The sequence below is a fragment of the Kitasatospora sp. NPDC127060 genome, assembly GCF_042724935.1.
GTDB lineage: Bacteria > Actinomycetota > Actinomycetes > Streptomycetales > Streptomycetaceae > Kitasatospora.
This window is the reverse complement of sequence record NZ_JBHXEG010000052.1, coordinates 41,328-62,861: the sequence shown is the minus strand read 5'-3', so window position 1 is coordinate 62,861 and position 21,534 is coordinate 41,328. Positions and strand designations below refer to the sequence as shown.

Here is a 21,534-nt window from a genome sequence, read left to right as displayed (position 1 = left end):
GCCCGGGAACACCCCGGACGGCGCCGCCGCCGTCGAGCCGTCAGTTCTCCAGCCGTCAGCGCACCGTCTGCGCCACCCGCTGCGCCGGGACGCCCGGGGCCCCGGCCGCGCCCGGGCCGGCCGACGCGGCCGGGGCGGCGCCCAGCGCCGTACCGCGGGTCTCCTCCGCCCACAGCACGCACACCAGCAGGCCCAGCGCCGTCGTCCCGGCGGCGATCAGCATCGTCGGGCCGGTGCCCAGGCCGGTCAGCGACAGCGGCAGCAGGTAGGTGCCCACCGCCGCGCCGATCCGGCTCACCGAGGTGGCCACGCCCACGGCGGTGGCCCGGATCTCGGTCGGGAACAGCTCGTTGGGGTAGGTCCAGTCGAGCACGTTCGGCCCGCCGCACAGGAAGGCGTACGCGCACAGCGCGGTCAGCGCGACGGCGGCCGGCGCGGTGGGCCACACCCCCAGCAGCGCCAGCGGGACGGTCATCAGCGCGAAGGACCAGATGATGACGGGACGCCGGCCCCTGGTGTCGATCAGGCGCAGCGCCGGGTAGCAGCCGAGCAGGAAGACCAGGCTGATCAGGCCGGTGCCCAGGGTCTCCATCACGGTGCCGCCGGGCATGCCGAAGGAGGACAGGATCTGCGGGCCGAAGGTGAGCATCGCGAACAGCGGGCCGACCTGGCAGAGGAAGAACAGGCCGCAGAACAGGGTGCGGCGCCGGTAGGGCGGGGTCATCAGCAGCCGCAGTCCGGCGGCGCTGCGGGCGCGCTCGGCCGGGTCGGGCATCAGCTCGCGGCCGTCGACCCGTACCCCGAGGTGCTTCTCCACCACGCGCACCGCGTCGCCGACCCGTCCGTTGGCGGCCAGCCAGCGCGGCGACTCGGGGGAGCCGCGGCGGATCACCAGGAAGACCACGCACAGCACGGTGGAACTGGCCAGCATCCACCGCCAGCTGCCCGGTCCGGCCAGCTCCAGGAACAGGTAGCCCACCACGTAGGCGAGCACCGAGCCGGCGTACCAGGCGACGATCTGCTGACCGAGCAGCCGCCCGCGCTTCTTGGCGGGCAGCCACTCGGCGAGCAGGGAGGTGGCGATCGGGTAGTCGGCGGCGACGGCCATGCCGAGCACGAAGCGCAGCACGGTGATCGCCCACACCGAGTCGACCCAGAACGAGAGCACCGAGCAGGCGACCATCACCAGCAGGTCGGCGGTGTACATCACCTCCCGGCCGATCTTGTCGGTCAGCACGCCGAACAGGGCGCCGCCGACGAACATGCCCACCAGGGCGGCGGCGCCGATCAGGCTGACCTCCGCGGTGGACAGGCCCAGGTCGGGGCGCATCCCGATCAGGGCGACACCGACGATGCTCAGGATGTAGCCGTCGAGCAGCGGCCCACCCGAACAGGCCAGGGCCAGCCTGCGGTGGAAGGCGGTATACGGGGCGTTGTCGATCGTTTGGGACATGGGCTTCGGGGTCCTCCGGGACGTACGGCGCCGCGCTGAACACGCGTGCCGTGCGCCGGGTAGACGGCGGGGGAACGGCGCCGCCCACGCTGGACGGCACCATCACCCGGTCACACCGGGCGACCGTCCACGGTTGCCCGGGTACGGAGGGTGAACCACCGGGCCGAAGGTCGGCCGGATTCGGGCCCAAGGTCCCGAAGCGGACAGGGCCTTCGCCCGTGCCGGTTTACCTCCCGCCCAGTCCTCGCGGGCCCTGTCGCCCTCCGCCCGCCCGGCGGGGCGCCCCGGGTGACCCTTCTCACCCGGAGCCCCTGCGGGCGTGCCCCGCGTCACATTCCGGCGCTCCGGTCCAGACCACGGGGGAGCGGACGGGCCTCGCGCAGCCGGGCCAGACCGGAGTCCAGGGCCGCCTCCAGGTGGGTGGTGGAGCCGGTGGTCAGCAGGATCAGCACCCCGCCCTGCACCCCGGCCAGCAGCGCCGCCGCCTCCCGGTCCGCATCCAGGGCCCGGGAGACCTCCCCGCTGCTCTGGAGGTGGCGGATGCCCGCCGCCAGCTGCCCCTGCCACTGCTCCAGCAGCCGCGCGGCCACCGCCCGCGCCGCGTCCGTGGTCGAGCCCAGCTGGGACAGCGCCGTGTGCAGCGGACAGTTCACGCCCTGGGCCCGGTAGCGGGCCACCACCTTGTCGCGCCAGCGCTGCCAGGCCGCCCAGGTGGTCAGCGCGCCCAGCTCCGGCTGCTGGTCGTCCAGCACCCGCGCCGCCTCGTGCCCGGCCACCGCCAGCAGCAGCTCGTCCTTGCCGCCGGGGAAGTAGTGGAACAGCTGGCTCTTGCTGGTCGCGGTGCGGGCCATCACGTCCTCCAGCCGCAGCGCGAACACGCCCTCCTCACGGATCTGACCGGCCGCGCCCTCGACGATGCGCGCCCTGGTCGCGGCGCCCTTGCGGGTCAGCGTCATGTGTCTCCCCTCCCACGGTCCCGTCCCTCGCCCCGGTCAGGGCAGCAGCACCAGCTTGCCGGTGGTGCGCCGCGACTCCAGGTCCGCGTGCGCCCGGGCCGCCTCGGCCAGCGGGTAGCGGCCGGTGACCCGCTGGGTCAGCCGCCCGTCCAGGACCAGGTCGAACACCTCGGCGCTGCGCCGCGCCAGGGCCTCGCGGGTGGGGACGTGGTGGTGCACCACCGGGTAGGTCAGCAGGATGCTGTTCGGCAGGTCGGTGGGGCGCAGGGTGGGCACGCCCATGAAGGGGCCGTAGTAGGCGTGCACGCCGTGCGGGCGCAGGGCCAGCTGGGAGGAGGCGAAGGTGTCGGCGCCGCCGCCGTCGTAGACGACGTCGGCCCCGCGGCCGCCGGTCAGCTCCCGCACCCGCTCCTCGAAGCCGGCGCCGGAGTGGACCAGCACGTGGTCGGCGCCGGCCTCCTTCGCGGCGGCGGCCTTCTCCTCGCGCGAGACCAGGCCGATGACGTCGCCGCCGCGGGCCTTGACCAGCTGGGTGAGCAGCAGGCCCACCCCGCCGGCCGCGGCGTGCACCACGGCGGTGTCGCCGGGGCCGACCGGGTAGGTCTCGGTGCTCAGGTGGTTGGCGGTCAGGCCCTGCATCAGCAGCCCGGCGGCCGTCTCGTCGTCGATCCCGTCGGGGACCCTGACCAGCGAGGCGGCCGGGATCGCCAGCAACTCGGCGTAGCTGCCCGGGTGGTAGAACCAGGCGACCCGGTCCCCGACGGCCAGGTTCGCCACCCCCGCGCCGAGGGCGGTGACGTACCCCATGCCCTCGGCGCCCAGCACCGCCGGGGCCGCCCAGCCGCCGGTGCCCTGCGAACGGGCGCCGACGTCCATGTAGTTGACCCCGGCCGCGCCCAGACGCACCAGCACCTCACCGGGGCCGGGGACGGGGTCGGGCAGCTCGGTCCAACGCATGACCTCGGGGCCGCCGTGCTCCTCGATCCGGATCGCGTGCATGGGGTGACCGCCTTCCTGTGCGGGTTCGTTCGGGAGGGAACGTCCGTCACGTTAGGCAGCCGAAAATGGACCCACAAGTCCAGAATCGACGGGCAGGGGCGGTGGGGGAGCGCCTCGGGTCGACGGCGCGGAACGGCCGGTGAACCCGTCGATCCCTGGCATCCGTCCCCTGTACTGAGTGGGCTGTCCGGTGAGCGGACGTCCTCGGTCAGGACCGCCTCCGCGGTGCCTGGTACGACGGGCCCGGGACCGCGGAGTACGCGCACCGGGACGCGGAGGAGGGACGGCGATGACCCGGCAAGAGCACGCGGACCAGGCCCCGCACCGGCCGGACGCCCCCGGTCCGGCCCCGGGAACCCCGGCTCCGGGAACCCCGGCCGGGTCGAGCCCTTCGCGGGTGGTACGGCCATGGACCCCTGTGCTGCTGCGGATCCTCGGGTTGGCGGCGGTCTACCTGATCGCCGTCTGCACCCCGTTCGGGCAGCGGGCGGAGAACGGCCTGATGAACCACAACGGCGGCGAACCGGCATGGATCTACGACTGGTCGGGGTCGACGTACGACTCGGGGGCCATGCCGCCGCTGGACTTCACCGCCCTGCCCACCCTGGTCGTGGGCACGGCGCTCATCGTGGCCGTCACCCTGGTGCGGCGGTGCTGGTGGGCGGGCTGCGCGGCGGTCGGGGTGGTCCTGGCCACCTTCGGGGGCACCGAGGTGCTCAGCAAGGCGGTCCTGCCCCGCCCCGACCTGGTGGGCGCGCCCGCCATGCTCACGGAGGTGAGCTTCCCCAGCGGACACGCGGCCGTCCCCGTCGGACTGGTCCTCGGCGCCGCCCTCGTCGCCTCCCCCCGCCTGCGCCCCTACGTCGTCGCCGCCGGCATGCTGTGGCTCGCCGTCACCGCCGGCGCGGTCCAGGCCCTCTACCACCACCGGCCCAGCGACGTGCTGGGGGCCACACTGCTGGGCTGCGCCTGCCACAGCCTCGCGACCCGGCTGCTGCCGCGGTCGGCCGCCGCCCCGGAGGGCACGCCAGGCCCCCGGGCGCTGCCGGCCGTCGCCTTCGCCCTGTCCGCAGTCGGCGCGCTCGCCGCCGGCGCCCGGGAGGACTCCGTCGCGGGACCGCTGGTCTTCGCGGCGGCGGCCTTCCTGTGCGCGCTCCTGGTCTGGTACACCGCGGCGGTTCGGCCGCGGCCGGGTCAGCGGCCGGCGGGGGTGTCCTGACTGGGCTCCGTTGTCGCTGCTTTGCTGACGTGTCTCACTTCCGGCTGCCCTTACGGGTGGCGATCCAGGTGGTGACCGCGCCGATGCCGATCGCCCGGTGCAGCGGCTGGTCCAGCTCCATCAGTGCACTTCCGGGGCCGGACAGTTCGGCCCTGGCCGTGCCATCGGCGGCGACGCGGACGGCGGTGCAGTGGTCGACGTACCCCTTCTTGCCAGCCTACTTGGCGAGTACTGGTTGAGCAGGGAACTGGGGAGCGTGACGTTCAGCAGGTGCTGGGCATCCACGATCGCCTGCTCTGTCAGGGCCGGCTGGGTTACATGCGCGCTAGCGGAGTAGGTGCGGATCAGGGTCCGGCGCCCGCGCTGGTACTTCTTCGGCAGCCCGGCGGCCGTCTTGTCGTCCACCTCGTCCGGCGCCCTGACGAGGGAAGCGGCCGGGATCGCCACCACCTCGGCGTAGCTTCCCGGGTGGTAGAACCAGGCCACCCGGTCCCCGACGGCCAGCGTCCCCACTTCTGGGCCGAAAGCGGACACGTACCCATGCCCTCGGCCCCCAGCACGGCGGGCGCCGCCCAGTCACCGGTGCCCTGCGAACGGGTTCCGACGTCCATGTAGTTGGCGCCCGCTGCGCCCGGCCGCACCAGCACCTCGCCGGGGCCGGGCGGGGGGTCGGGCTGTTCGGTCCGGCGCATGACCTCGGGGCTGCCGTGCTCCTTGATCCGGATCGCGTGCACGGGGGATACCGCCTCTCGGTGTGGTTCGTTCGGAGGGAACGTCCTGCACGTTAGGCAGGGGAAAATGGACCCTCAGGTCCAGAAAATGAACAGGGACCGGACCGGGGAGACGGCAGTGGCCTCCACCCCGCACGCGGAGGGGGAGGCCACGGGGCACACGTGCAACTCAGCGGCGACGTCCGCGAGGCGGCTCCGGCTGTGCGGGCGGTTCCCACCCTTCGCGGGCCTGCTCGCGCAGTACTTGCAGGCTGGCCGCCGTACCGCGCGAGCCCCGAACGGCTTGCCCGGCCCGTCCGCCGTCGGTGACCCCGGACAACTCGTCGAGGGCTTGAGTCGGAAGCAGCGCGCGGGATTTCGCGTTTCGCAGCTTCGCGACCCAGTATCCGGCGGCCTGCAGTGCCGTGCGGCCGGCGGCTTGGTGATCCACCCATCCGGCAGCGTCGTCGGCGTCGCTTCCCCAGATGTAGCCGAGCACGCGACCACTGTCATCGGCGACGGTGAAGTACTCGACCGGCTTGTCCGTCGAGTATTCATAGTGAGCTGGCCCGCCCTCCAGAACTCGCAGCTGCATGTCCTCAGCGAGTCGCGGGTTTCTCATGGCGTCACCCATTTCAAATACCTATCCTCTCAAGGCAGAATTTCGCCGTAAATTTGGTACGGTCCTTGGTCCGGTACGACGACACGGTCGCAGCGCCACTTGATACCGCGCCCGAGTAGAATCTCCTGCTCGCCACTGCCGTATTGTGATACTTTTTCCACCCACAATCCGGGTGTTCCCGCAGGAACCTTCAAGTGTAGCATGGCCTGGTTGTTGGTGAAGGGGCTGCCACCTAGCGAGGCCGATGTGAAAGAATCCTCCCTGAACACCTCTCCAACCATTTCATCTGGCCGCATGGGAATGTGATAAAGGTCGGTTCCGCGACTCACCATAATAGGCTCTGGGATGGGGCGTCCAGCCAGTGCTCCATCAATTCCTGCAATTCTATCCAGTAGGTCCTGGGTTGCTTCTCCGCCGGATCTCAGATAGGGATTCGTGGCTTTGTAGCTGGTATATGGGTCGTCCCCCGTGTAGTCCCATACCGCATTCCTCTGGGACTCGGGGAGGTTTGTTGCGTATTGGTTCCAGTAGTCGGCGCCGTACTCCTGGGCCTCGAAGTTGTTTTTGAACGTTCTCGCCCCCTGGGAGGTTTCCGCCCAGGCGACCTTCATCTGGTCCTCCGGCATCAGCCGGTTGAAATCGTCTGCGGGCATGTGCACGCCGCCGGGGGCGGCTGTGTCCTGGCCACTCTTGACGGTGGAGGCATCGCCGGCGGATTCTGCCGCCGCAGGAGTACCGTCGGCACTCTGGCTGTCGTGAGCGGCTGTTTGATCTGCAGCGCCGCTGGCGTGGGCCTCCGTGTCGCTGTGTTTCGGAGTTTCCGCCCAGGGCGCGTCGCTCCCGTGAGCGGTACCCGATTCCAGGGGCGGGCTGCCGGGCGGGTGCGTCCCTGCGGGTTTGACCGGGCCGGTTACGAATTCTGGGTGCTGGGGAGATGCCGGCAGAGGATCCGGTGAAGGCTGAACCGGGTGGGGGACTTTCTGAGACGGAATATTCGCGGCGCCACCGGTCGGGGCTCCGGCCGCATCCTGTGCCGTGTTCTTGGCCGTCGAAACATCAGGAAGGGCGGCCGATTCGGTCGACGGGGTGACTGGCTTGTGCGCCGTCTCCTTGGCGGCATTCTCAGTTGCCTCTTTGGCGGTGTTCTCGGCCGCTTCCTTGGCGGTGTTCTTGGCCGCATTCTCTGCCACGGCGACGGCTTCACGTTCGGCGGCGGTGGCGGCGACGCTGCCGCCGCCGGTTTCGGGGGCGAGCAGCAGGTTGCCGAAGAGTTTGCCGCCGGCTTCGGCGGGGTCGGATCCCCAGCCGCTGCCGACGAGGCCCTTGACGGCCTCGACGGGGTTGTTGGCGGAGCCGGACAGACCGGCCAGGAGGCCGGACAGGCCTGTGGCGTACTCGGCGGGGTGGGTGGCGTTGTACGGGTCGATCGGGTTCACGCTGCGCAGGAGCTTGTTCAGGTCGACGGCGCTCTTGACGATGCCGCCGCCGAAGTGGATGACGAGCTGCGGGACGGACGTCGCGGTGTCCATCACTTCGGCCTTGAGGATCTCCGTGCGGCTCGGCATCGCCGGGGCGGACTCCACGAGCGCCTTGATCGCCGCCAGCGCGGTGCGGGCGGCGGAGTCGCGCTGGGTGCGGGCTGCGTCCAGCTTGGCCTCGGCCTCCTTGAACTGGGCGACCGCGTCCGCAGGGGGCGTGAATGTGCCGGGGTCGGCCGGCGGGTCACCCTGGCGCTGTTCGGCGGGTGTCGCGTTGTACGCCTTGAGGCGCAGGTCGTACGTCATCGCGTCGTTCATGAAGGATTTCGCGGCGGCGTCCGTCTTCTTCTGCGCCTCCTTCCAGATCCTGACGGCGTCCTTGGCCTGGTCCTGGGCCCAGCCGACGGTGTGGGCGTAGGCGGTCAGGGCGGTGCCGGCCTTCGCGAAGGAGTCCGCTGCCGCGAGCCACTGCTTGGGCTGGGGGTCGAAGTCCCGGCGGAAGTTGTCGGCGGCCTCTCCGGTCCAGTGGTCGGTGTCCAGACGGGTCAGGCCCTGGCCGGCCTTGTCGAACGCGTCGTGGAACTTCTGCAGGTGTCCGGCGACTTCGTTCAGCTTCTTGGCGTCGCCGTGCAGCAGTTCTGCCGGGTCGTCGCTCTGGTCGAGGTTGCGTTCCTTGACCTTGAGGCCGGCGTCGTCGGCGATGTCGTCGCCCCAGCCGCTGACGGTCTGCCCGGCGCCGTGCAGGCCGGCCGCGTCGAGTGCCTCCCCTGCCAGGTGCCCGCCCTTCTGCAGGCCCTTGGCAACCACCTTCGTCCCGCTGTCGACGGCACCGTCGACGAAGTCCAGCGCATCTCCGAGAAATCCCACGACGTCACTTCTCCGCAGCAGGCGGGACGGGGCCGACCGTCGCGTTCAGCGTCATGTTGACCATGCCGGGCTTCTGGACGGCGTCCTGGGCCACCTTCTTCCACTGCTGCTTGATGTCGACTTCGGCTTTGTCGAACGACTCGCCGGAGTAGTCCGGGTGCATGATGTCGTTGATCGGGTTGTCGGCCCAGGTCTGAGACCACGACCGGTGCTCGACCTGCTCTTCGGTCAAGTGAGGGTTGCCGAACACACCGGCCACGACGTCCTTCGACAGCCCGCTCGCGTACTGCTCCTGCTCGTAGTAGGTGCCGGCCGCCAGGCCCACCCGGTTCGCCATGTCGGACCCCTTCACCACCAGCGACCTGACCGCCCAGCTCCAGCGCTCGCAGAACTCCCCGAACGTCACGGACAGTTCGGAGTCGCCGGCATCCATCCCGCCCAGCTCCAGCTCGGTGAAACCGCTACCGCCCTCCGCCATCCCGGCGATGCCGATCGACTTCAACTCGGCGATCACCCCGGTCAGGCCGTCCGCCACCAGCTTCAACGCCTCGGGATCCGCCTGGTAACCCTCACCCAACGCCCACACCCCCCGTCATCCCCGGCCCGTCCAGAGCCACCTCATCCGGCACGATCCCCCGCACCGGTGGAAAGAGCATCGGCTCCTTCCCCGCCACATCCAGCGCGATCCCCCCGGGAACACCGAGACCCGGCACCGCCACATCCAACAACCGGCTACCGAGCACCGTCAGGTACGGGAACCCGTCCAGCGGCAGCCCCTTCGAGTGCACGAAGGCCGCCAGCTCCTCCTCGGACGAGAACGCGAAGACCCACCGCAGACCCCCCTCGTCCGCCGTCCACACCGCCTCATCGCCCCACAACGGCACCAGTACGGCGCTGAGCCGAAACTGCGCCACCATCACCAACGGATCCCCGGCCCCCGCCCGCAACATCCGAACCTGGTGCACCAAGCCCGTATTACGCACCGTCACCCCCTGCTCACGGAACCCCCGACACCTTAGCGCACGCACTTTCGAACAGAGTGCTACCGACCCGCGAGGGCCTCGGCCGCGCGTGAAGGACACCCCGTCGTCGGCATGAGCCCCTCTACGGCAACGGCAAGTTCTCATCGCAGGCCCCGGGCCCTCATCGGCCGACCGCGATCGGGACGCCCTGGATGAGGAGCGGGAGGCCGGCGCCGTGGTCCCAGGCGTCCCAGGCGTCCTCGACGCGGCGGCACTGGTCGTCCGCCATGACCTCGCACAGCCCGGACTGGGAGACCCAGTGGAGGCCGCGGATGTCCGGCGGCGGCTGGTGGCGGTGGACGGCCTCGGCTTGGCGGTGGGAGAGCAGGCCGCCGGCGTAGACGAAGTTGACGCCCTCGGGGAATCGCGAGGCGGGGACGTAGTCGATGGTGAGGATCGTGCGGAGGGGGAGGACGAGCCCGGTCTCCGTTTCGAGGTGCCGCCGGGCGGCGAGGTGGGGGAGCTCGTCCTGCTCGGCGCTGCCACCGGGCAGGGTCATGCCGTCCCGGTAGGCGGGGTCGACCAGGAGGACGAGGAGCTCGCCCGACCCGTCGGGGTCCTCGCGCAGGACGAACACCTGCTGGCCCGAACGGCGGGCGGGCGGACGGCTCATGAGGCGGATGCTGCTCAACTCTGCTCCAGGGGTCGGTGGTTCAGTGTTCGATGGTTCAGTGTTCGATGGTCACTGCGGTCGGCGGCGCGGATTCCCGCAGGTCCCAGGTGCGGTCTCCCGGGGTGCGAGGGATCGGAGGAGGGACTGGTCGACCCGCCACTCGGGTCCGGTCGCCCCGAGGGGTCGGAGAACGGCTTTGCCGAGCAGCACCTCCACGAAGACCCCCTCGCGCGGCTTTCCAGCCTCCAGGATGCTGAAGTCCTGCACCACTTCGTGCAGTTGGAAGGGGGGTGGGAAGTTCTGACCGTTGGGCATGGGGGGGCTCCATGGGAGACGTGCGCAGTGCTGCCCTGGCGAATGACTTCGGTCGGTGACCGAATGACTACCAGGGTGGCTCAGCCTCCTCTAGGATCGGAAGAGTTTCAAATCTCTAGTCCAGCGGATTTTAAAGAAGGCGATCTTGGTTCGTCGCACACTTGACCCAACGTCATCTCCCTTGGAAGCTCTGGCGGTTCAAATCAGCAGGTCACGTCAGGCCAAAGGGATGACGCAGATCGAACTCGGCAAGCGAGTCGGGTACTCCAACGTCTATATCTCGAATGTGGAGCGAGCCAAACAAGCTCCGTCTTTAAAGTTCGTAGAGCGGGTGGACGCTGCCCTCGATGCCGGTGGCGCTCTGACGGGGCTGTGGTGGAGCTGGAAGAACGGTGCCCTGTTGCCTGGGTTCTCCGAGTACCTCCGCCGAGAACGCGAAGCGATCACAGCCAGGCTGTTCGACACGGATATGGTGTCGGGCATACTTCAGCACCCGGACTACAGCGCAGCTTACGAAGCCGGCATTGTCCGACGCGGCGAAGCGACCCGGGAGCAAGCCGACGGGAGGCTCGGCTTGCTGGCCCAACGTCAACTCATGCTGGCCCGGGGCACGACGGTCCATGCTGTTCTGGATGAGGGAGCCCTGCGTCGCCCGATCGGCGGCCGGGAGATCATGGTCAGGCAGCTCTCCCACCTGGAGAGTCTGAGCGAGCTCCCGAACGTGATCATCCAGGTTGCCCCGTACCGCCTCGCCGAGGATCGACCGCTGTCCCACCCCGTCACGCTTCTGACCCTGCCGAATCGGGCCCTGGTCGGATATACGGAGACACTGCAACGTGGATACCTGGAACAGGATGCCGAGACGGTGGCCCGATGGGTCGATAGATACGATCGACTCCAGGTCAACGCGCTCAGCCAGCCGGACAGTTTGGCCATGATCCGGGAGGCACGGAAGGAACTGGACCATGCATGACCCAACGGGCGTCAAGTGGCGCAAGAGTACCTACAGCAACGGTGGGGGCGGCTGCATCGAGGTGGACGATGCGCGCCCGGGCAGAGTCCGTGACTCCAAGGACCCTCAGGGCCCGGCCCTCGTCTTCCCGCCCGAGGCGTGGAAGTCATTCGTCGCCGCTGTCCGCAGCGGTGAGTTCGGTGAAGTCTGATAGGAGCATCATGGCTGACCGCGTAGATCTGTCCGAGGCCCAGTGGTTCAAGTCCTCCTACAGCAACAATGGCGGATCCTGCGTCGAGGTGGCTCCGAACTTCCCCGGCCTGGCTCCCGTCCGCGATTCCAAGGACCCCAACGGGCCGGCCCTCGTCTTCCCGTCCGAGGCCTGGGCATCGTTCGTCGCTGCCGTGCGCGGCGGCGAGTTCGGCGACATCTGAAAAGGGCCGTCATGATCCCCTCCGCAGACTTGTCCAACGCCGCGTGGCGCAAGAGCACCTACAGCAACGGGCAGGGCGGCTGCATCGAGGTAGATGACGCGCACCCCGGCAGGGTCCGTGACTCGAAGGACCCCAACGGACCGGCCCTGGTCTTCCCGGCCGAGGCCTGGGCGTCGTTCGTCGCCGCCGTCCGCAGCGGCCAGTTCGGCGACATCTGAAACAGTGGGCCCGGGCCGCAGCCGCTGCGGTCCGGGCCTTCGCACCGCACGGGTGAGGGGGTTCGTGAATCTGGGGGAGTGAAACCTGTGCGCGTGCAGACCGAGCAGCTGGAGCAGCCTGCTGCCGAGACCACCGACAAGCGATCCGTACGGCACGCCCTGCTGATATCGCTGGCCAGCGGCATCGGCTACATGCCGTTCGCCCTGACCATCCCGATCCTGCCCGGCCTCGTCACAAATCGACTCCACGGCGGCCCCGCCGAAGTCGGCGCGGTCGTCGGCGGGTACGCGCTGACCGCGCTGCTGGCCCGCCCGGTGTCGGGCGCGCTGATGAACCGCCTCGGCGCCCGGGCCCTGACCATCGGCGGCGCGATCCTCACCGTGCTCGCCACCGTCTGCTACCCGCTCGCCGGGTCGACCGCCGAACTCATCGGCCTGCGCATGCTGGTGGGCATCGGCATGGGCGTCATGCTGGCCGCGACCGGGGTCTGGCCCGTCCAACTCGTCGCCAAGGACCGGCAGAGCTGGGCGCTGGGGCTGAGCGGCACCGTCATCTACGTGGCCATCGGCCTGGGCGCTCCGCTGGGTTCACTGATCGAGCACCTGGTGGGCACGACGGCCACGTTCGTGATCGCCGGGCTGCTCGCCCTGCCCGTCATCCCCATCGCCCTGTCCGTGCCCGAGGTGCGTCTGCCCCCGAAGGAGAAGCAGGCGGCCGGAATCGACCGGGGCCGGGCGCTGCTGGGCACCGTGCTGCCCAGCATCGCACTGGTCTTCACCGCGTTCGGCTTCGCGGCCGTCTCCGGCTTCGCGGTCGCGAAGTTCGACGCCCTCGGTGTCGCCGGGGGAGCGGCCGTGGTCACCGCGTACTCCCTGACCGTGGTGCTGCTGCGGGTGGCGAGCACCTGGATCCGCTGGGAGGCCACGCGACCGGTGGCGCTCGCCGCCCTGTTCGTCGTCGAGGCCCTGGGGGTCGCGCTCATCGGGCTGTCGAACGGCCTCGGTCTGGGCGTGGTCGGCGGTGTGCTCACCGGGGTCGGCATGTGGCAGATCTACCCGGTGCTGGGCCTGTTCGTGGTGCGCTCGGTCGACGAGCGCCGGCGTGCCACGGCGCTGTCGACCTTCGGGGCCTGCTTCACCGTGGGCCTGGCCGCCGGCAGCGGCTCCCTCGGGCTGGTCGCCGAGGCCACCGGGTACCGGACGATGTTCCTCGTCTGCGCGTCCTGCGTCGGTCTGGGGCTGCTGGTGGCCGTGGCGGCGGCCCGCGTCGCCAGGGTCCGCTGACGACTCCCGGCCGCCGGGGCGTACCCGGCGGCCGGGGTCAGGGCCTGCGGGCGTCCCCTACGAGCCGGCGGTGGCCGTCTCCAGGGTGGTGGCCATCACCGGGCTGGTGAACGTGTTCGTCGCGTCGCCCGAGGAGGGGTGGTAGGAGCCCCACTTGAGGTAGTTGCGGTCGCCGTCCCAGGTGGTGCCCTTGAAGGTGCCCGAACCCGTGCCGAACGTCTGCTTCTTGCCGTCGAACCAGAAGTCGATGGTGCCGTCCGTGCGCCCCAGGTGGATCTTCAGCGCGTAGGCGTGCCACTCGCCGTTCTTCACCGGCGCCGTCCACAGCGGGTGCGCCACGTGGTCGGTGTCCCACTCCTGGAGGCGCACCCGGTTGTTGGTGATGTCGATCTCGATCGGGTGGTTGGCCGTGCCTTCGCTGGGCGAGCACTTGAGCTGGAAGACGTACCGGCTGTTGTCGTCCTTGATGTCCACCTTGGACGACCAGCCCAGGTAGAAGGTGTCGCCCTGCTTCAGGTCGGGGCCGACCGTCTCGCACCGCTCCTGGTTCGCGGCCTGGAACGCCTTCCACACGCTGCCCTTGGCCGGGTCCTTGACGACGCCGAAGCTGCTGGGGGCGGCGCACTGGATGCCGCCGGGGAAGGACGTCGGGCCGGTCTTGGTGTTCGGGGTCCACAGGACCTTCCCTGCCGCGGGAGCGGCGGTGGAGGTGCTGGCGGTGGCCGAGCCGCAGGAGATCGCGAACGTGGCGAGGGCCAGGGCCCCGACGGCGAGCTTGCGGTGGTGGGGCAGAAGGGACATGCCTCTCCCGGGGGGAATCGCGGGGGATCGGGTGGTCGGAATCGCTACTTGTGATTCGACCACCCGACGGCCCTGCTGACCAGGCGGAACGGCCGGCGGAAGTATCTTCCGGACATGTTCGGGTCAGTTCCGCCTGCCCTGAACCACGGCTACGGCGCGTGCCGTTCCCCCTCGCCCCCGGACGGCTCGTCGTACGAGGACGTGCCCTCGTCCAGCAGCGGCTCCTGGGTCCTGAGGTGCGCGGGGGACAGTGCCCGCAGCGTGTGGTAGCCGGTGATGACGACCAGGGTGCCCAGGGCGATGCCGCTGAGGCTGAAGGTGTCGGTGAACTCCAGCGTCACGTTGCCGATGCCGATGATGATGCCCGCGGCGGCCGGCACCAGGTTCAGCGGGTTGCGCAGGTCCACCCCGGACTTGATCCAGATCTGCGCGCCGAGCAGGCCGATCATGCCGTACAGGATGACGGTGATGCCGCCGAGCACCCCGCCGGGGATCGCGGCCACCACGGCGCCGAACTTCGGGCAGACGCCGAACAGCAGGGCGAAGCCGGCCGCGGCCCAGTAGGCGGCGGTGGAGTAGACCCGGGTGGCGGCCATGACGCCGATGTTCTCGGAGTACGTGGTGTTGGGCGGGCCGCCGAGCGCGGTGGAGAGCATCGAGCCGACGCCGTCCGCGGAGATCGCGGTGCCCAGCTTGTCGTCCAAGTTCGCCCCGGTCATCTCGCCGACGGCCTTGACGTGCCCGGCGTTCTCCGCGACCAGGGCGATCACCACGGGCAGTGCGACCAGGATCGCGGACCACTGGAAGGAGGGGCCGTGGAAGGTGGGCAGGCCGATCCAGTCGGCCTTGCCGACGCCGGAGAGGTCCAGGCGCCAGTGGTCGGTCAGGTGCCCGCCGGCGTCCACGGAGTGGATCTTGCCGAAGACCCGGTCGAAGACCCAGGAGATCCCGTAGCCGAAGACCAGTCCGAGGAAGATCGCCACCCGTGACCAGAAGCCGCGCAGGCACACCACCGCGAGGCCGGTGAACAGCATCACCAGCAGCGCCGTCCACTGGTCCTGCGGCCAGTAGGTCGAGGCGGTCACCGGGGCGAGGTTGAAGCCGATCAGCATGACGACGGCGCCGGTGACGATCGGCGGCATCGCCGCGTGGATGATCCGGGCCCCGAAGTACTGCACCGCCAGGCCCACCAGGAACAGCGCCGCGCCCACCACGAGCACCGCGCCGGTCACCGTCGCGCTGGTGCCGCCCTGGGCCCGGATCACCGCGGCGACCCCGACGAAGGACAGCGAGCAGCCGAGGTAGCTGGGGATCCGGCCGCGGGTGGCCAGCAGGAAGATCACGGTCGAGACGCCGGACATCATGATCGCCAGGTTGGGGTCCAGCCCCATCAGCACCGGGGCGACGAAGCTGGCGCCGAACATGGCCACCACGTGCTGGGCGCCGAGCCCTGCCGTACGGGGCCAGGAGAGCCGTTCGTCGGGGCGGACGACCGCTCCCGGTGCGGGCGTCCGCCCGTCACCGTGCAGCTTCCAGCGCACGCCGAGATCCATGTGGGGGTTCCTTCTCTGAAACTTTCGGGGGACCGTCCGCACCATTCTCGTGGTCATCCGGCCTTCCATGCGCCACCGGCCCCGCTCCTGACCTGCGCAGTCGCGCGGGGGAGCGGGCCGGGGGAGGGGTGACGGGCGGTCAGCGGCAGTCCTCGGCGGCGGTCTTGAGTTCGTGCATCCAGGTGTCCAGGCCAGCTGCTCGCCCCGCCCACCTGACGGAGGTTCACAGCAGCTCCGCCCGGGCCGCCTGGATGCCCGCCTGGAACCGGGTGCGGGCGCCGAAGCGATCCATCAGCTCCCGCACCCAGCGCTGCACCGTACGGGTCGACACCCCCAGCTGCCGGGCGATCGACTCGTCGGTGAGCCCGGCGGCCAGCAGCGTCAGCAGCTGCCGGTGCCGGTCCTCCGGCGGCTCCTCGGACGGCTCCGGCAGGCGCATCGCGTGCGCCCAGTACAGCTCGAACAGCCCCGCCAGCGCCTCCAGCAGGGTCGAGGGGCGGATCAGCAGCACGCTCTCCAGCTCGGTGCCCGCACTCACCGGCAGCAGTGCCCACCGGTCGTCCAACAGGGCCAGCTTCAGCGGCACTTCGGTGTGCACCCGGGCCTGCTCCCCGGCCGCCGTGAAGGCCCGGATCTCCGCCAGCCGCTCCGGATCGCGCAGCACCCGGCTGTGGTACACCACCCGGGTCGCCACGCCCCGCCCCAGCAGCGCCAGTTCGGTCTGCGGATCGGAGCGCCGTACGTACGGCGGCCGGTCCAGCACCCGCACCCGCTCGCGCACCCCCAGTTGCAGGGTGCGCCACAGGTCGGCGATCGAGCGGCGCCCGCTGATCACCTCCACCGGCCCGGTCGCCTCCGCGTCCGGGCGGCCCTGCCGGTAGGCGCGCATCAACTCGCCGATCCGGCCCCGGGCGCGCCGCAGCTCCACCTCGCGCCGCAGCAGCAACTCCTCCAGCGCCACGTCCGGCGGCACCGCCGCCCAGGCCCCCGCCGCGCACGCCTCCACCAGCCCCAGTTCGGCCAGCACCGCCAGCGTGGCCACCACGATGGACGCCCGCAGGTTCAACTGCGCCGCCAGCCACTGCGGTTCGGCGGCCGGCAGGCCCAGCAACCGCAGGTAGAGCTGCTCCTCCAGCGCGCCGAGCCCGAGTCCGGCGAGCATGCCCGTCCCCGGCACGACACCCTCCTCGCGTCCTGCACCGCCAGCGGATCAGAGCGACTGTGCGCCACCCGGTGGCCGAAATCAAGAGGTTGACCGCTTGACATGTTTACGCCATGTCGGGTTCCGGTCCCCACGGCTCCCTTCCCGGCCCCGCCGCGGCGCCACCAAGCTGGGCGGCACCCCCACAACGTCCAGTCAAGGAGCCCTCCATGGCCCTTTCCCGCGTCGGCCGCCTCGCGCTCGCCGCCCTGCTGGCCCTGCCGGCCGCCGGCCTCGCCGCCCCCGCGGCCAGCGCCGCCCCCACCCACGCCGGCCACACCCACGGCGCCCACCGCTACGGCCACGGAGCCCGCTACGACGGCGGTGTCTGGGGCGGATACGTCGCCCAGGGCAACGGCTTCCAGAGCGTCTCCGGCTCCTGGACCATGCCCACCGTCCAGTGCAACTCCTCCAACGACCTGTTCGCCCCCTGGGTCGGCATCGACGGCTACGGCTCGCAGACCGTCGAACAGACCGGCGTCCAGGTCGACTGCTCCAGCGGCTCCCCGGTCTACTCCGCCTGGTACGAGATGTACCCGGCCCCGCCGCAGTACTTCAACGACCCGGTGGACGCCGGCGACAGCTTCACCGCCTCCGTCGTCAACAGCGGCGGCTCCAGCTACACCCTGCAGATCACCGACACCACCAAGGGCTGGAGCGAGAACACCACCCAGCAGCTCGACGGACAGAACGTCAGCGCCGAGGCCGTCATAGAGTCCCCGAGCCAGAGCTACCCGTCCTTCGACCGCCTGGACTTCTCCGGCGTCACCGTCAACGGCCAGGTCTTCGACAGCTACTCCCCGCAGGCCATCAACAGCGGCCAGTACACCGAGACTTCGCTCAGCAACGGCGCCTTCGCCATCGTCCCCGCCTGATCCGGCTCCGCCCGCCCCGCCCGCTGCGGCCCGCCCCACCCGCCCCGGCCCGTACCCGCTACGGACCGGGGCGGACGCGCACGCCGGGGGGCGCACCGCCGCCCGCCGCCCGCCGCACCCGACCCGTCCGGCGGTCGGGTGAGGCGGGTGCCCGGGTCAGGCGCCCGGGTCGGAGGGGCGCCAGGGTCAGCGCAGGCCGGCGAAGAGGTCCTGCTCCGGCAGGGCCGCGCCGGTGGTGTCGCGGACCCGGACGAAGGTCTCGGTGCCCATCAGCTCGGTGAAGCGCTCCTTGCCCATCCGCAGGAAGAAGATGTTCTCGCCCTGGCTGGCGTGGGCGGCCAGCGCGTCGTACTTCTGGCCGCCCCAGGCGCGGGTGTCCACCCAGGTGGTGACCTCCTCGTCCGGCAGCCCGATCGGGGGCAGCTCGGGGGCCGGGGCACTCTCGCCGTCGGGCTGCGCGGGCGCGTCCCAGTCGGTGCCGAACTCCCGCATGGCCTCGCCGAAGCGCTTCATCGCCGAGTGCGGCGCGGTGGTCCAGTACACCTTGGCGGCCAGGTCGGGGGCCAGCTCCAGGGCGGCCATGGTGATGCGGTTGGCCTGGATGTGGTCGGGGTGGCCGTAGAAGCCGTTCTCGTCGTAGGTGACGACGACGTCCGGCCGGTAGTGGTGCAGCAGTTCGGCCAGGCGGGCGGCGCCGTCGGCGACGGGGGTGCTCCAGAACGAGCCGGGGGCGTCGTTGGCGGCCCAGCCCATCATCCCGGAGTCGCCGTAGTCGAGCGTTTCGAGGTGGTCGATGCCCAGGACCCGGCAGCTGGCCTCCAGCTCCTTGCGGCGCAGGGCGGCCACCGCGGCCGGGTCGTGCCCGTCCTCGCCGGGCTTGGTGCCGCCGGGGCCGTCGCCGCAGGCGCCGTCGGTGCAGGTGACCAGGACGGTGCGGATGCCCTCGGCGGCGTAGCGGGCGAGGACGCCGCCGGTGCCGGTGGCCTCGTCGTCGGGGTGGGCGTGCACTGCCATCAACGTCAGGGGCCGGTCGGCCATGGTTCAGTCCTCGGTTCGCTCGGGTGTCCGCACCCAGTGTGCCTGGCGGGTGTGACACCCGGCCGTCGGCCCCCGGCGGCCCGCCCCGGGCCCCGTTCACGGCGGACGCCGGCCGCAGCGCCGACCGCACCGCAGCCGAAAGCTGACATGAATCGTTTCCAGACAACCCATTCACAACAGTTGACGCCTCATCGGCTCATCGCCCACGCTGGGCGGCACCAACCACACGATCCACACCACCGGTTGGGCCCCGTCGACTCGGAAGGGACCCTCACATGCGCCTGCGACGAACCCTCGCGGCCCTGCTCACCAGCCTGCTCGCCCTGGTGGGCGTCGCCGTCCTGCCCTCCGCCGCCCACGCCGACTCCCCGGGCCAGTGCTCCACCACCCACAGCGGCCCGGTCGCCTCCGCCTACTGCGGCAACGTGCCCAACGGCACCATCTGGCGGGCCCAGGCCGTCTGCCTCTACATCGTCGGCAACACGCCGTACACGTACTGGGTCAACGGCACCATCGTCACCGGCAACGGCTCCTCCGTCGCCTACTGCAACCCCGGCCACTACGCCACCAAGACCATCGAGCCGGTCGTCATCGGCATGCAGGGGCAGCAGGGCCGCCTGGTCGGCTACGGCGGCAAGTGCATGGACATCGCCAGCGGCAGCACCAACAAGGGCACCCCCGTGCAGGTCTACGACTGCAACGGCACCGGCGCCCAGTGGTGGACCCTGGGCGTCGACAACTCCGTACGCGGCCTGGGCATGTGCCTGAACGTGGTGTGGGGCAGCGCCGACAGCCCCAACGGCACCAAGGTCGAGATCTACGACTGCGTGGGCAGCGCCGGCGAGCAGTGGCTCCCGCAGCCCGACGGCTCGCTCAAGAACGTGCTCACCGGCAAGTGCCTGGACGAACTCGGCTTCGACAGCTCCAACCGCGCCCGGCTGGGCATCTGGGACTGCAACGGCCTGGCCAACCAGAAGTGGGTCCTCACCCCCTGAGGCCCTCCCCGTACGGCGCCGGCCCCGTCCCCCGTACGGGACCGGCACCCGCACCCGCCCGGGTAGCCCGCACCACCCGAACGGGTATCCGCCCGGGCCCACCTGAGTACCCGTACTCAGGTGGGCCCCGGCTCGTCCGCCCCAGCATGGGGCCATGCACCCAGCAGCGACCCCGAGGATCGGCATCACCGCCGCCGGCTCCCACCTGCCCGCCCGCCGGCTCACCTCCCGACAGCTCCAGGACGAGATCGCCGCCGGCACCGGACTCGCCCTGCCCGAACGGATGCTGGAGAAGGCCACCGGCATCCGCACCCGCCACTTCGCCGCCGACGACGAGTACGCCTCCACCCTCGCCACCGCCGCCGCCCGCCGCGCCCTGGCCGCCGGCGGCCTGCACCCCCACGACGTCGACCTGCTGCTGTACGCCTCCGCCACCCGGGACATCTGCGAACCCGCCACCGCCCACATCGTCCAGGCCGAACTCGGCACCCGCGCCCACGCCCTGGACGTCAGCAACGCCTGCAACAGCTTCCTCAACGGGATCGACCTGGCCCGCGCCATGATCCTGGCCGGCCGCGCCCGCCGCGCCCTGGTCGTCACCGGCGAGACCCCCAGCCGCGCCATGCGCCGCGACCCCGCCGACGCCGCCACCCTGCGCGAGGGCTTCGCCGGCTACACCTTCGGCGACGCCGGCGCCGCCGTCGTCGTCGAACCGGTCGAGCGCGGCGGCATCCTCGACATCGCCGCCGTCACCGCCTCCGAACACTGGCAGGCCGGCGGCATCCCCGGCGGCGGCTCACGCCACCCGCGCGGCGACGAGTACAGCTACTTCCGCGGCGGCGGCAAGGAGTTGCGCGGCGTCTTCGAACAGATCGGCCCCGCCGCGCTGGCCGCCCTCGCCGAACGCACCGGCCTCGGCTGGGACGACTACGCCCGGGTGCTGGTCCACCAGGTGACCGTCCCCTACCTGGAGCGCTTCGTCGAACTCACCGGCGTGCCCGCCGACCGCCTGGTCCTCACCGTGCCCGAACTCGGCAACATCGCCAGTGCCACCCTCGGAGTCCAACTCGACCGAATACGAAGGCAGTTGGCGCCGGGGGAGCGGGTGCTGCTGATCGGCCTGGGCGGCGGCGTCAGCCTGATGACCATGGTCTGGGAGGCCTCGTGAACCAGTTGTGGGTGATCATCCCCGCCTACCAGGAGGAAGCCCGCATCGGCGGCGCCCTGCGCGCCCTCGCCGCCCAACGCGACCGCGACTTCACCCTCCTGGTCGCCGACAACGGCTCCACCGACGCCACCCTCGCCACCGTCCGCGCCTTCGCCGACCACGCCCCCTTCCCGGTCCACGTCCTGGTCGAACCCGAGAAGGGCGTCGGCAGCGCCGTCGACACCGCCTTCCGCCACGCCATCGCCCACGGCGCCACCCTGCTCGCCCGCACCGACGCCGACTGCCTGCCCGAACCCGGCTGGACCGCCGCCGCCCGCGCCGCCCTGCTCGCCGGCCACGCACTCGTCTGCGGCCGCGTCACCGCCCGCCGCGACGAACACGGACCCGCCGGACGCGCCGTCTTCCGCGCCCTGGTGGCCCTCGGCGCCCTCTTCGGCCGCATCCGCCCCGCCCACCACCGCCGCCACGGCTACCTGACCCCCTACCGGATGCACGCCGGCAACAACATGGCCGTCACCGCCGAGCTCTACCAGGCCGTCGGCGGCATGCCCCGCCGCCCCTCACCCACCGACCGGGCCTTCCTCAACCAGGTCCGCCGCCACACCACCGCCATCGTCAGCCGCCGCGACATGGTCGTGCAGAACTCCACCCGCCGCATCCGCGCCTACGGCGTCCTCGGCACCGCCCGCTGGTACCTCGAACGCGGGGCCGGCCCCCGCCCCGCCGACGTCCGCTGAACCCGCCGACGTCCGCTGAACCCG

24 protein-coding genes are annotated in these 21,534 nt (G+C 71.1%); 10 read left to right on the top strand and 14 right to left on the bottom strand.

All coding sequences use genetic code 11. The features are described 5' to 3' along the window. Window positions 1-55: 55 nt before the first annotated feature. The 3 genes from ACFWIS_RS25955 to ACFWIS_RS25945 all read right to left on the bottom strand — a co-directional run bounded on the left by ACFWIS_RS25955 (window position 56) and on the right by ACFWIS_RS25945 (window position 3,408). Complete coding sequence (locus ACFWIS_RS25955; RefSeq protein ID WP_380457731.1) at window positions 56-1,453, bottom strand: MFS transporter; 1,398 nt, start codon at window positions 1,451-1,453, stop codon at window positions 56-58. A gap of 329 nt (window positions 1,454-1,782) precedes the next feature. Beyond that, window positions 1,783-2,409, bottom strand: a complete 627-nt coding sequence (locus tag ACFWIS_RS25950) for a TetR/AcrR family transcriptional regulator (RefSeq protein WP_380457733.1) — start codon at window positions 2,407-2,409, stop codon at window positions 1,783-1,785. Window positions 2,410-2,445: 36 nt separating this feature from the next. Further along, window positions 2,446-3,408, bottom strand: a complete 963-nt coding sequence (locus ACFWIS_RS25945; protein WP_380457735.1) for a quinone oxidoreductase family protein — start codon at window positions 3,406-3,408, stop codon at window positions 2,446-2,448. A 418-nt stretch (window positions 3,409-3,826) separates the two neighbouring features. On the opposite strand from ACFWIS_RS25945, the gene ACFWIS_RS25940 reads away from it, so the two are divergent. Beyond that, a complete protein-coding gene (locus tag ACFWIS_RS25940) occupies window positions 3,827-4,627 on the top strand; it encodes a phosphatase PAP2 family protein (RefSeq protein WP_380457737.1) in 801 nt (266 codons plus the stop codon). Between the two features lie 120 nt (window positions 4,628-4,747). On the opposite strand, the gene ACFWIS_RS25935 is transcribed toward ACFWIS_RS25940, so the two are convergent. The 7 genes from ACFWIS_RS25935 to ACFWIS_RS25905 form a co-directional block, all read right to left on the bottom strand. After that, window positions 4,748-5,161 (bottom strand): hypothetical protein, encoded by a 414-nt coding sequence (locus ACFWIS_RS25935; RefSeq protein ID WP_380457739.1) that lies wholly within the window; start codon window positions 5,159-5,161, stop codon window positions 4,748-4,750. Between the two features lie 366 nt (window positions 5,162-5,527). Continuing rightward, window positions 5,528-5,971 carry a hypothetical protein gene (locus ACFWIS_RS25930; protein ID WP_380457741.1) on the bottom strand — a complete coding sequence of 148 codons (444 nt, stop codon included), beginning with the start codon at window positions 5,969-5,971 and terminating at the stop codon, window positions 5,528-5,530. Between the two features lie 17 nt (window positions 5,972-5,988). Further along, a complete protein-coding gene (locus ACFWIS_RS25925) occupies window positions 5,989-8,304 on the bottom strand; it encodes a putative T7SS-secreted protein (RefSeq protein WP_380457743.1) in 2,316 nt (771 codons plus the stop codon). Between the two features lie 4 nt (window positions 8,305-8,308). Further along, entirely contained in the window at window positions 8,309-8,881 is a 573-nt protein-coding gene (locus ACFWIS_RS25920; RefSeq protein WP_380457745.1) for a hypothetical protein, read from the bottom strand. Beyond that, window positions 8,874-9,221: an SseB family protein gene (locus ACFWIS_RS25915; protein WP_380457831.1), complete on the bottom strand. Its 348-nt coding sequence runs from the start codon at window positions 9,219-9,221 to the stop codon at window positions 8,874-8,876. Before ACFWIS_RS25915 ends, ACFWIS_RS25920 begins: the two co-directional genes overlap by 8 nt. A gap of 226 nt (window positions 9,222-9,447) precedes the next feature. Continuing rightward, window positions 9,448-9,939, bottom strand: coding sequence for an NUDIX domain-containing protein (locus ACFWIS_RS25910; RefSeq protein ID WP_380457747.1), 492 nt, complete (start codon window positions 9,937-9,939; stop codon window positions 9,448-9,450). A 69-nt stretch (window positions 9,940-10,008) separates the two neighbouring features. Further along, window positions 10,009-10,254: a hypothetical protein gene (locus tag ACFWIS_RS25905; RefSeq protein ID WP_380457749.1), complete on the bottom strand. Its 246-nt coding sequence runs from the start codon at window positions 10,252-10,254 to the stop codon at window positions 10,009-10,011. Between the two features lie 181 nt (window positions 10,255-10,435). On the opposite strand from ACFWIS_RS25905, the gene ACFWIS_RS25900 reads away from it, so the two are divergent. The 5 genes from ACFWIS_RS25900 (at window position 10,436) to ACFWIS_RS25880 (ending at window position 13,142) form a co-directional block, all read left to right on the top strand. Further along, the gene (locus tag ACFWIS_RS25900; RefSeq protein ID WP_380457751.1) at window positions 10,436-11,227 is read left to right on the top strand and encodes a helix-turn-helix domain-containing protein; all 792 of its coding nucleotides are present in this window, start codon (window positions 10,436-10,438) and stop codon (window positions 11,225-11,227) included. Next, a complete protein-coding gene (locus ACFWIS_RS25895; RefSeq protein ID WP_380457753.1) occupies window positions 11,220-11,417 on the top strand; it encodes a DUF397 domain-containing protein in 198 nt (65 codons plus the stop codon). The genes ACFWIS_RS25900 and ACFWIS_RS25895 overlap by 8 nt, the downstream gene beginning before the upstream one ends. A 10-nt stretch (window positions 11,418-11,427) precedes the next feature. Next, window positions 11,428-11,640: a DUF397 domain-containing protein gene (locus ACFWIS_RS25890; protein WP_380457755.1), complete on the top strand. Its 213-nt coding sequence runs from the start codon at window positions 11,428-11,430 to the stop codon at window positions 11,638-11,640. Between the two features lie 11 nt (window positions 11,641-11,651). Next, window positions 11,652-11,858: a DUF397 domain-containing protein gene (locus tag ACFWIS_RS25885; protein WP_380457757.1), complete on the top strand. Its 207-nt coding sequence runs from the start codon at window positions 11,652-11,654 to the stop codon at window positions 11,856-11,858. Window positions 11,859-11,945: 87 nt separating this feature from the next. Next, the gene (locus ACFWIS_RS25880) at window positions 11,946-13,142 is read left to right on the top strand and encodes an MFS transporter (protein ID WP_380524005.1); all 1,197 of its coding nucleotides are present in this window, start codon (window positions 11,946-11,948) and stop codon (window positions 13,140-13,142) included. A gap of 57 nt (window positions 13,143-13,199) precedes the next feature. Here ACFWIS_RS25880 and ACFWIS_RS25875 read toward each other — a convergent pair whose 3' ends face one another. From ACFWIS_RS25875 to ACFWIS_RS25865, 3 genes are all read right to left on the bottom strand, one after another. After that, entirely contained in the window at window positions 13,200-13,943 is a 744-nt protein-coding gene (locus tag ACFWIS_RS25875) for a heparin lyase I family protein (protein ID WP_380457760.1), read from the bottom strand. Window positions 13,944-14,092: 149 nt separating this feature from the next. Next, window positions 14,093-15,496, bottom strand: coding sequence for a uracil-xanthine permease family protein (locus tag ACFWIS_RS25870; RefSeq protein WP_380457762.1), 1,404 nt, complete (start codon window positions 15,494-15,496; stop codon window positions 14,093-14,095). Window positions 15,497-15,719: 223 nt separating this feature from the next. Continuing rightward, entirely contained in the window at window positions 15,720-16,673 is a 954-nt protein-coding gene (locus ACFWIS_RS25865) for a LuxR C-terminal-related transcriptional regulator (protein ID WP_380457764.1), read from the bottom strand. A 194-nt stretch (window positions 16,674-16,867) separates the two neighbouring features. Between ACFWIS_RS25865 and ACFWIS_RS25860 the strand changes: the two genes are divergently transcribed. After that, window positions 16,868-17,572, top strand: a complete 705-nt coding sequence (locus ACFWIS_RS25860) for a G1 family glutamic endopeptidase (RefSeq protein WP_380457766.1) — start codon at window positions 16,868-16,870, stop codon at window positions 17,570-17,572. Between the two features lie 186 nt (window positions 17,573-17,758). Here the strand turns inward: ACFWIS_RS25860 and ACFWIS_RS25855 are convergent, their stop codons facing one another. Next, window positions 17,759-18,610, bottom strand: a complete 852-nt coding sequence (locus ACFWIS_RS25855; protein WP_380457768.1) for a PIG-L family deacetylase — start codon at window positions 18,608-18,610, stop codon at window positions 17,759-17,761. 275 nt (window positions 18,611-18,885) lie between these two features. Between ACFWIS_RS25855 and ACFWIS_RS25850 the strand changes: the two genes are divergently transcribed. From ACFWIS_RS25850 to ACFWIS_RS25840, 3 genes are all read left to right on the top strand, one after another. Beyond that, a complete protein-coding gene (locus ACFWIS_RS25850; RefSeq protein ID WP_380457770.1) occupies window positions 18,886-19,605 on the top strand; it encodes a ricin-type beta-trefoil lectin domain protein in 720 nt (239 codons plus the stop codon). Between the two features lie 154 nt (window positions 19,606-19,759). Further along, window positions 19,760-20,773 (top strand): 3-oxoacyl-ACP synthase III family protein, encoded by a 1,014-nt coding sequence (locus tag ACFWIS_RS25845; RefSeq protein ID WP_380457772.1) that lies wholly within the window; start codon window positions 19,760-19,762, stop codon window positions 20,771-20,773. Then, entirely contained in the window at window positions 20,770-21,510 is a 741-nt protein-coding gene (locus ACFWIS_RS25840) for a glycosyltransferase family A protein (protein ID WP_380457774.1), read from the top strand. Before ACFWIS_RS25845 ends, ACFWIS_RS25840 begins: the two co-directional genes overlap by 4 nt. The last annotated feature ends 24 nt before the right edge of the window (window positions 21,511-21,534 follow it).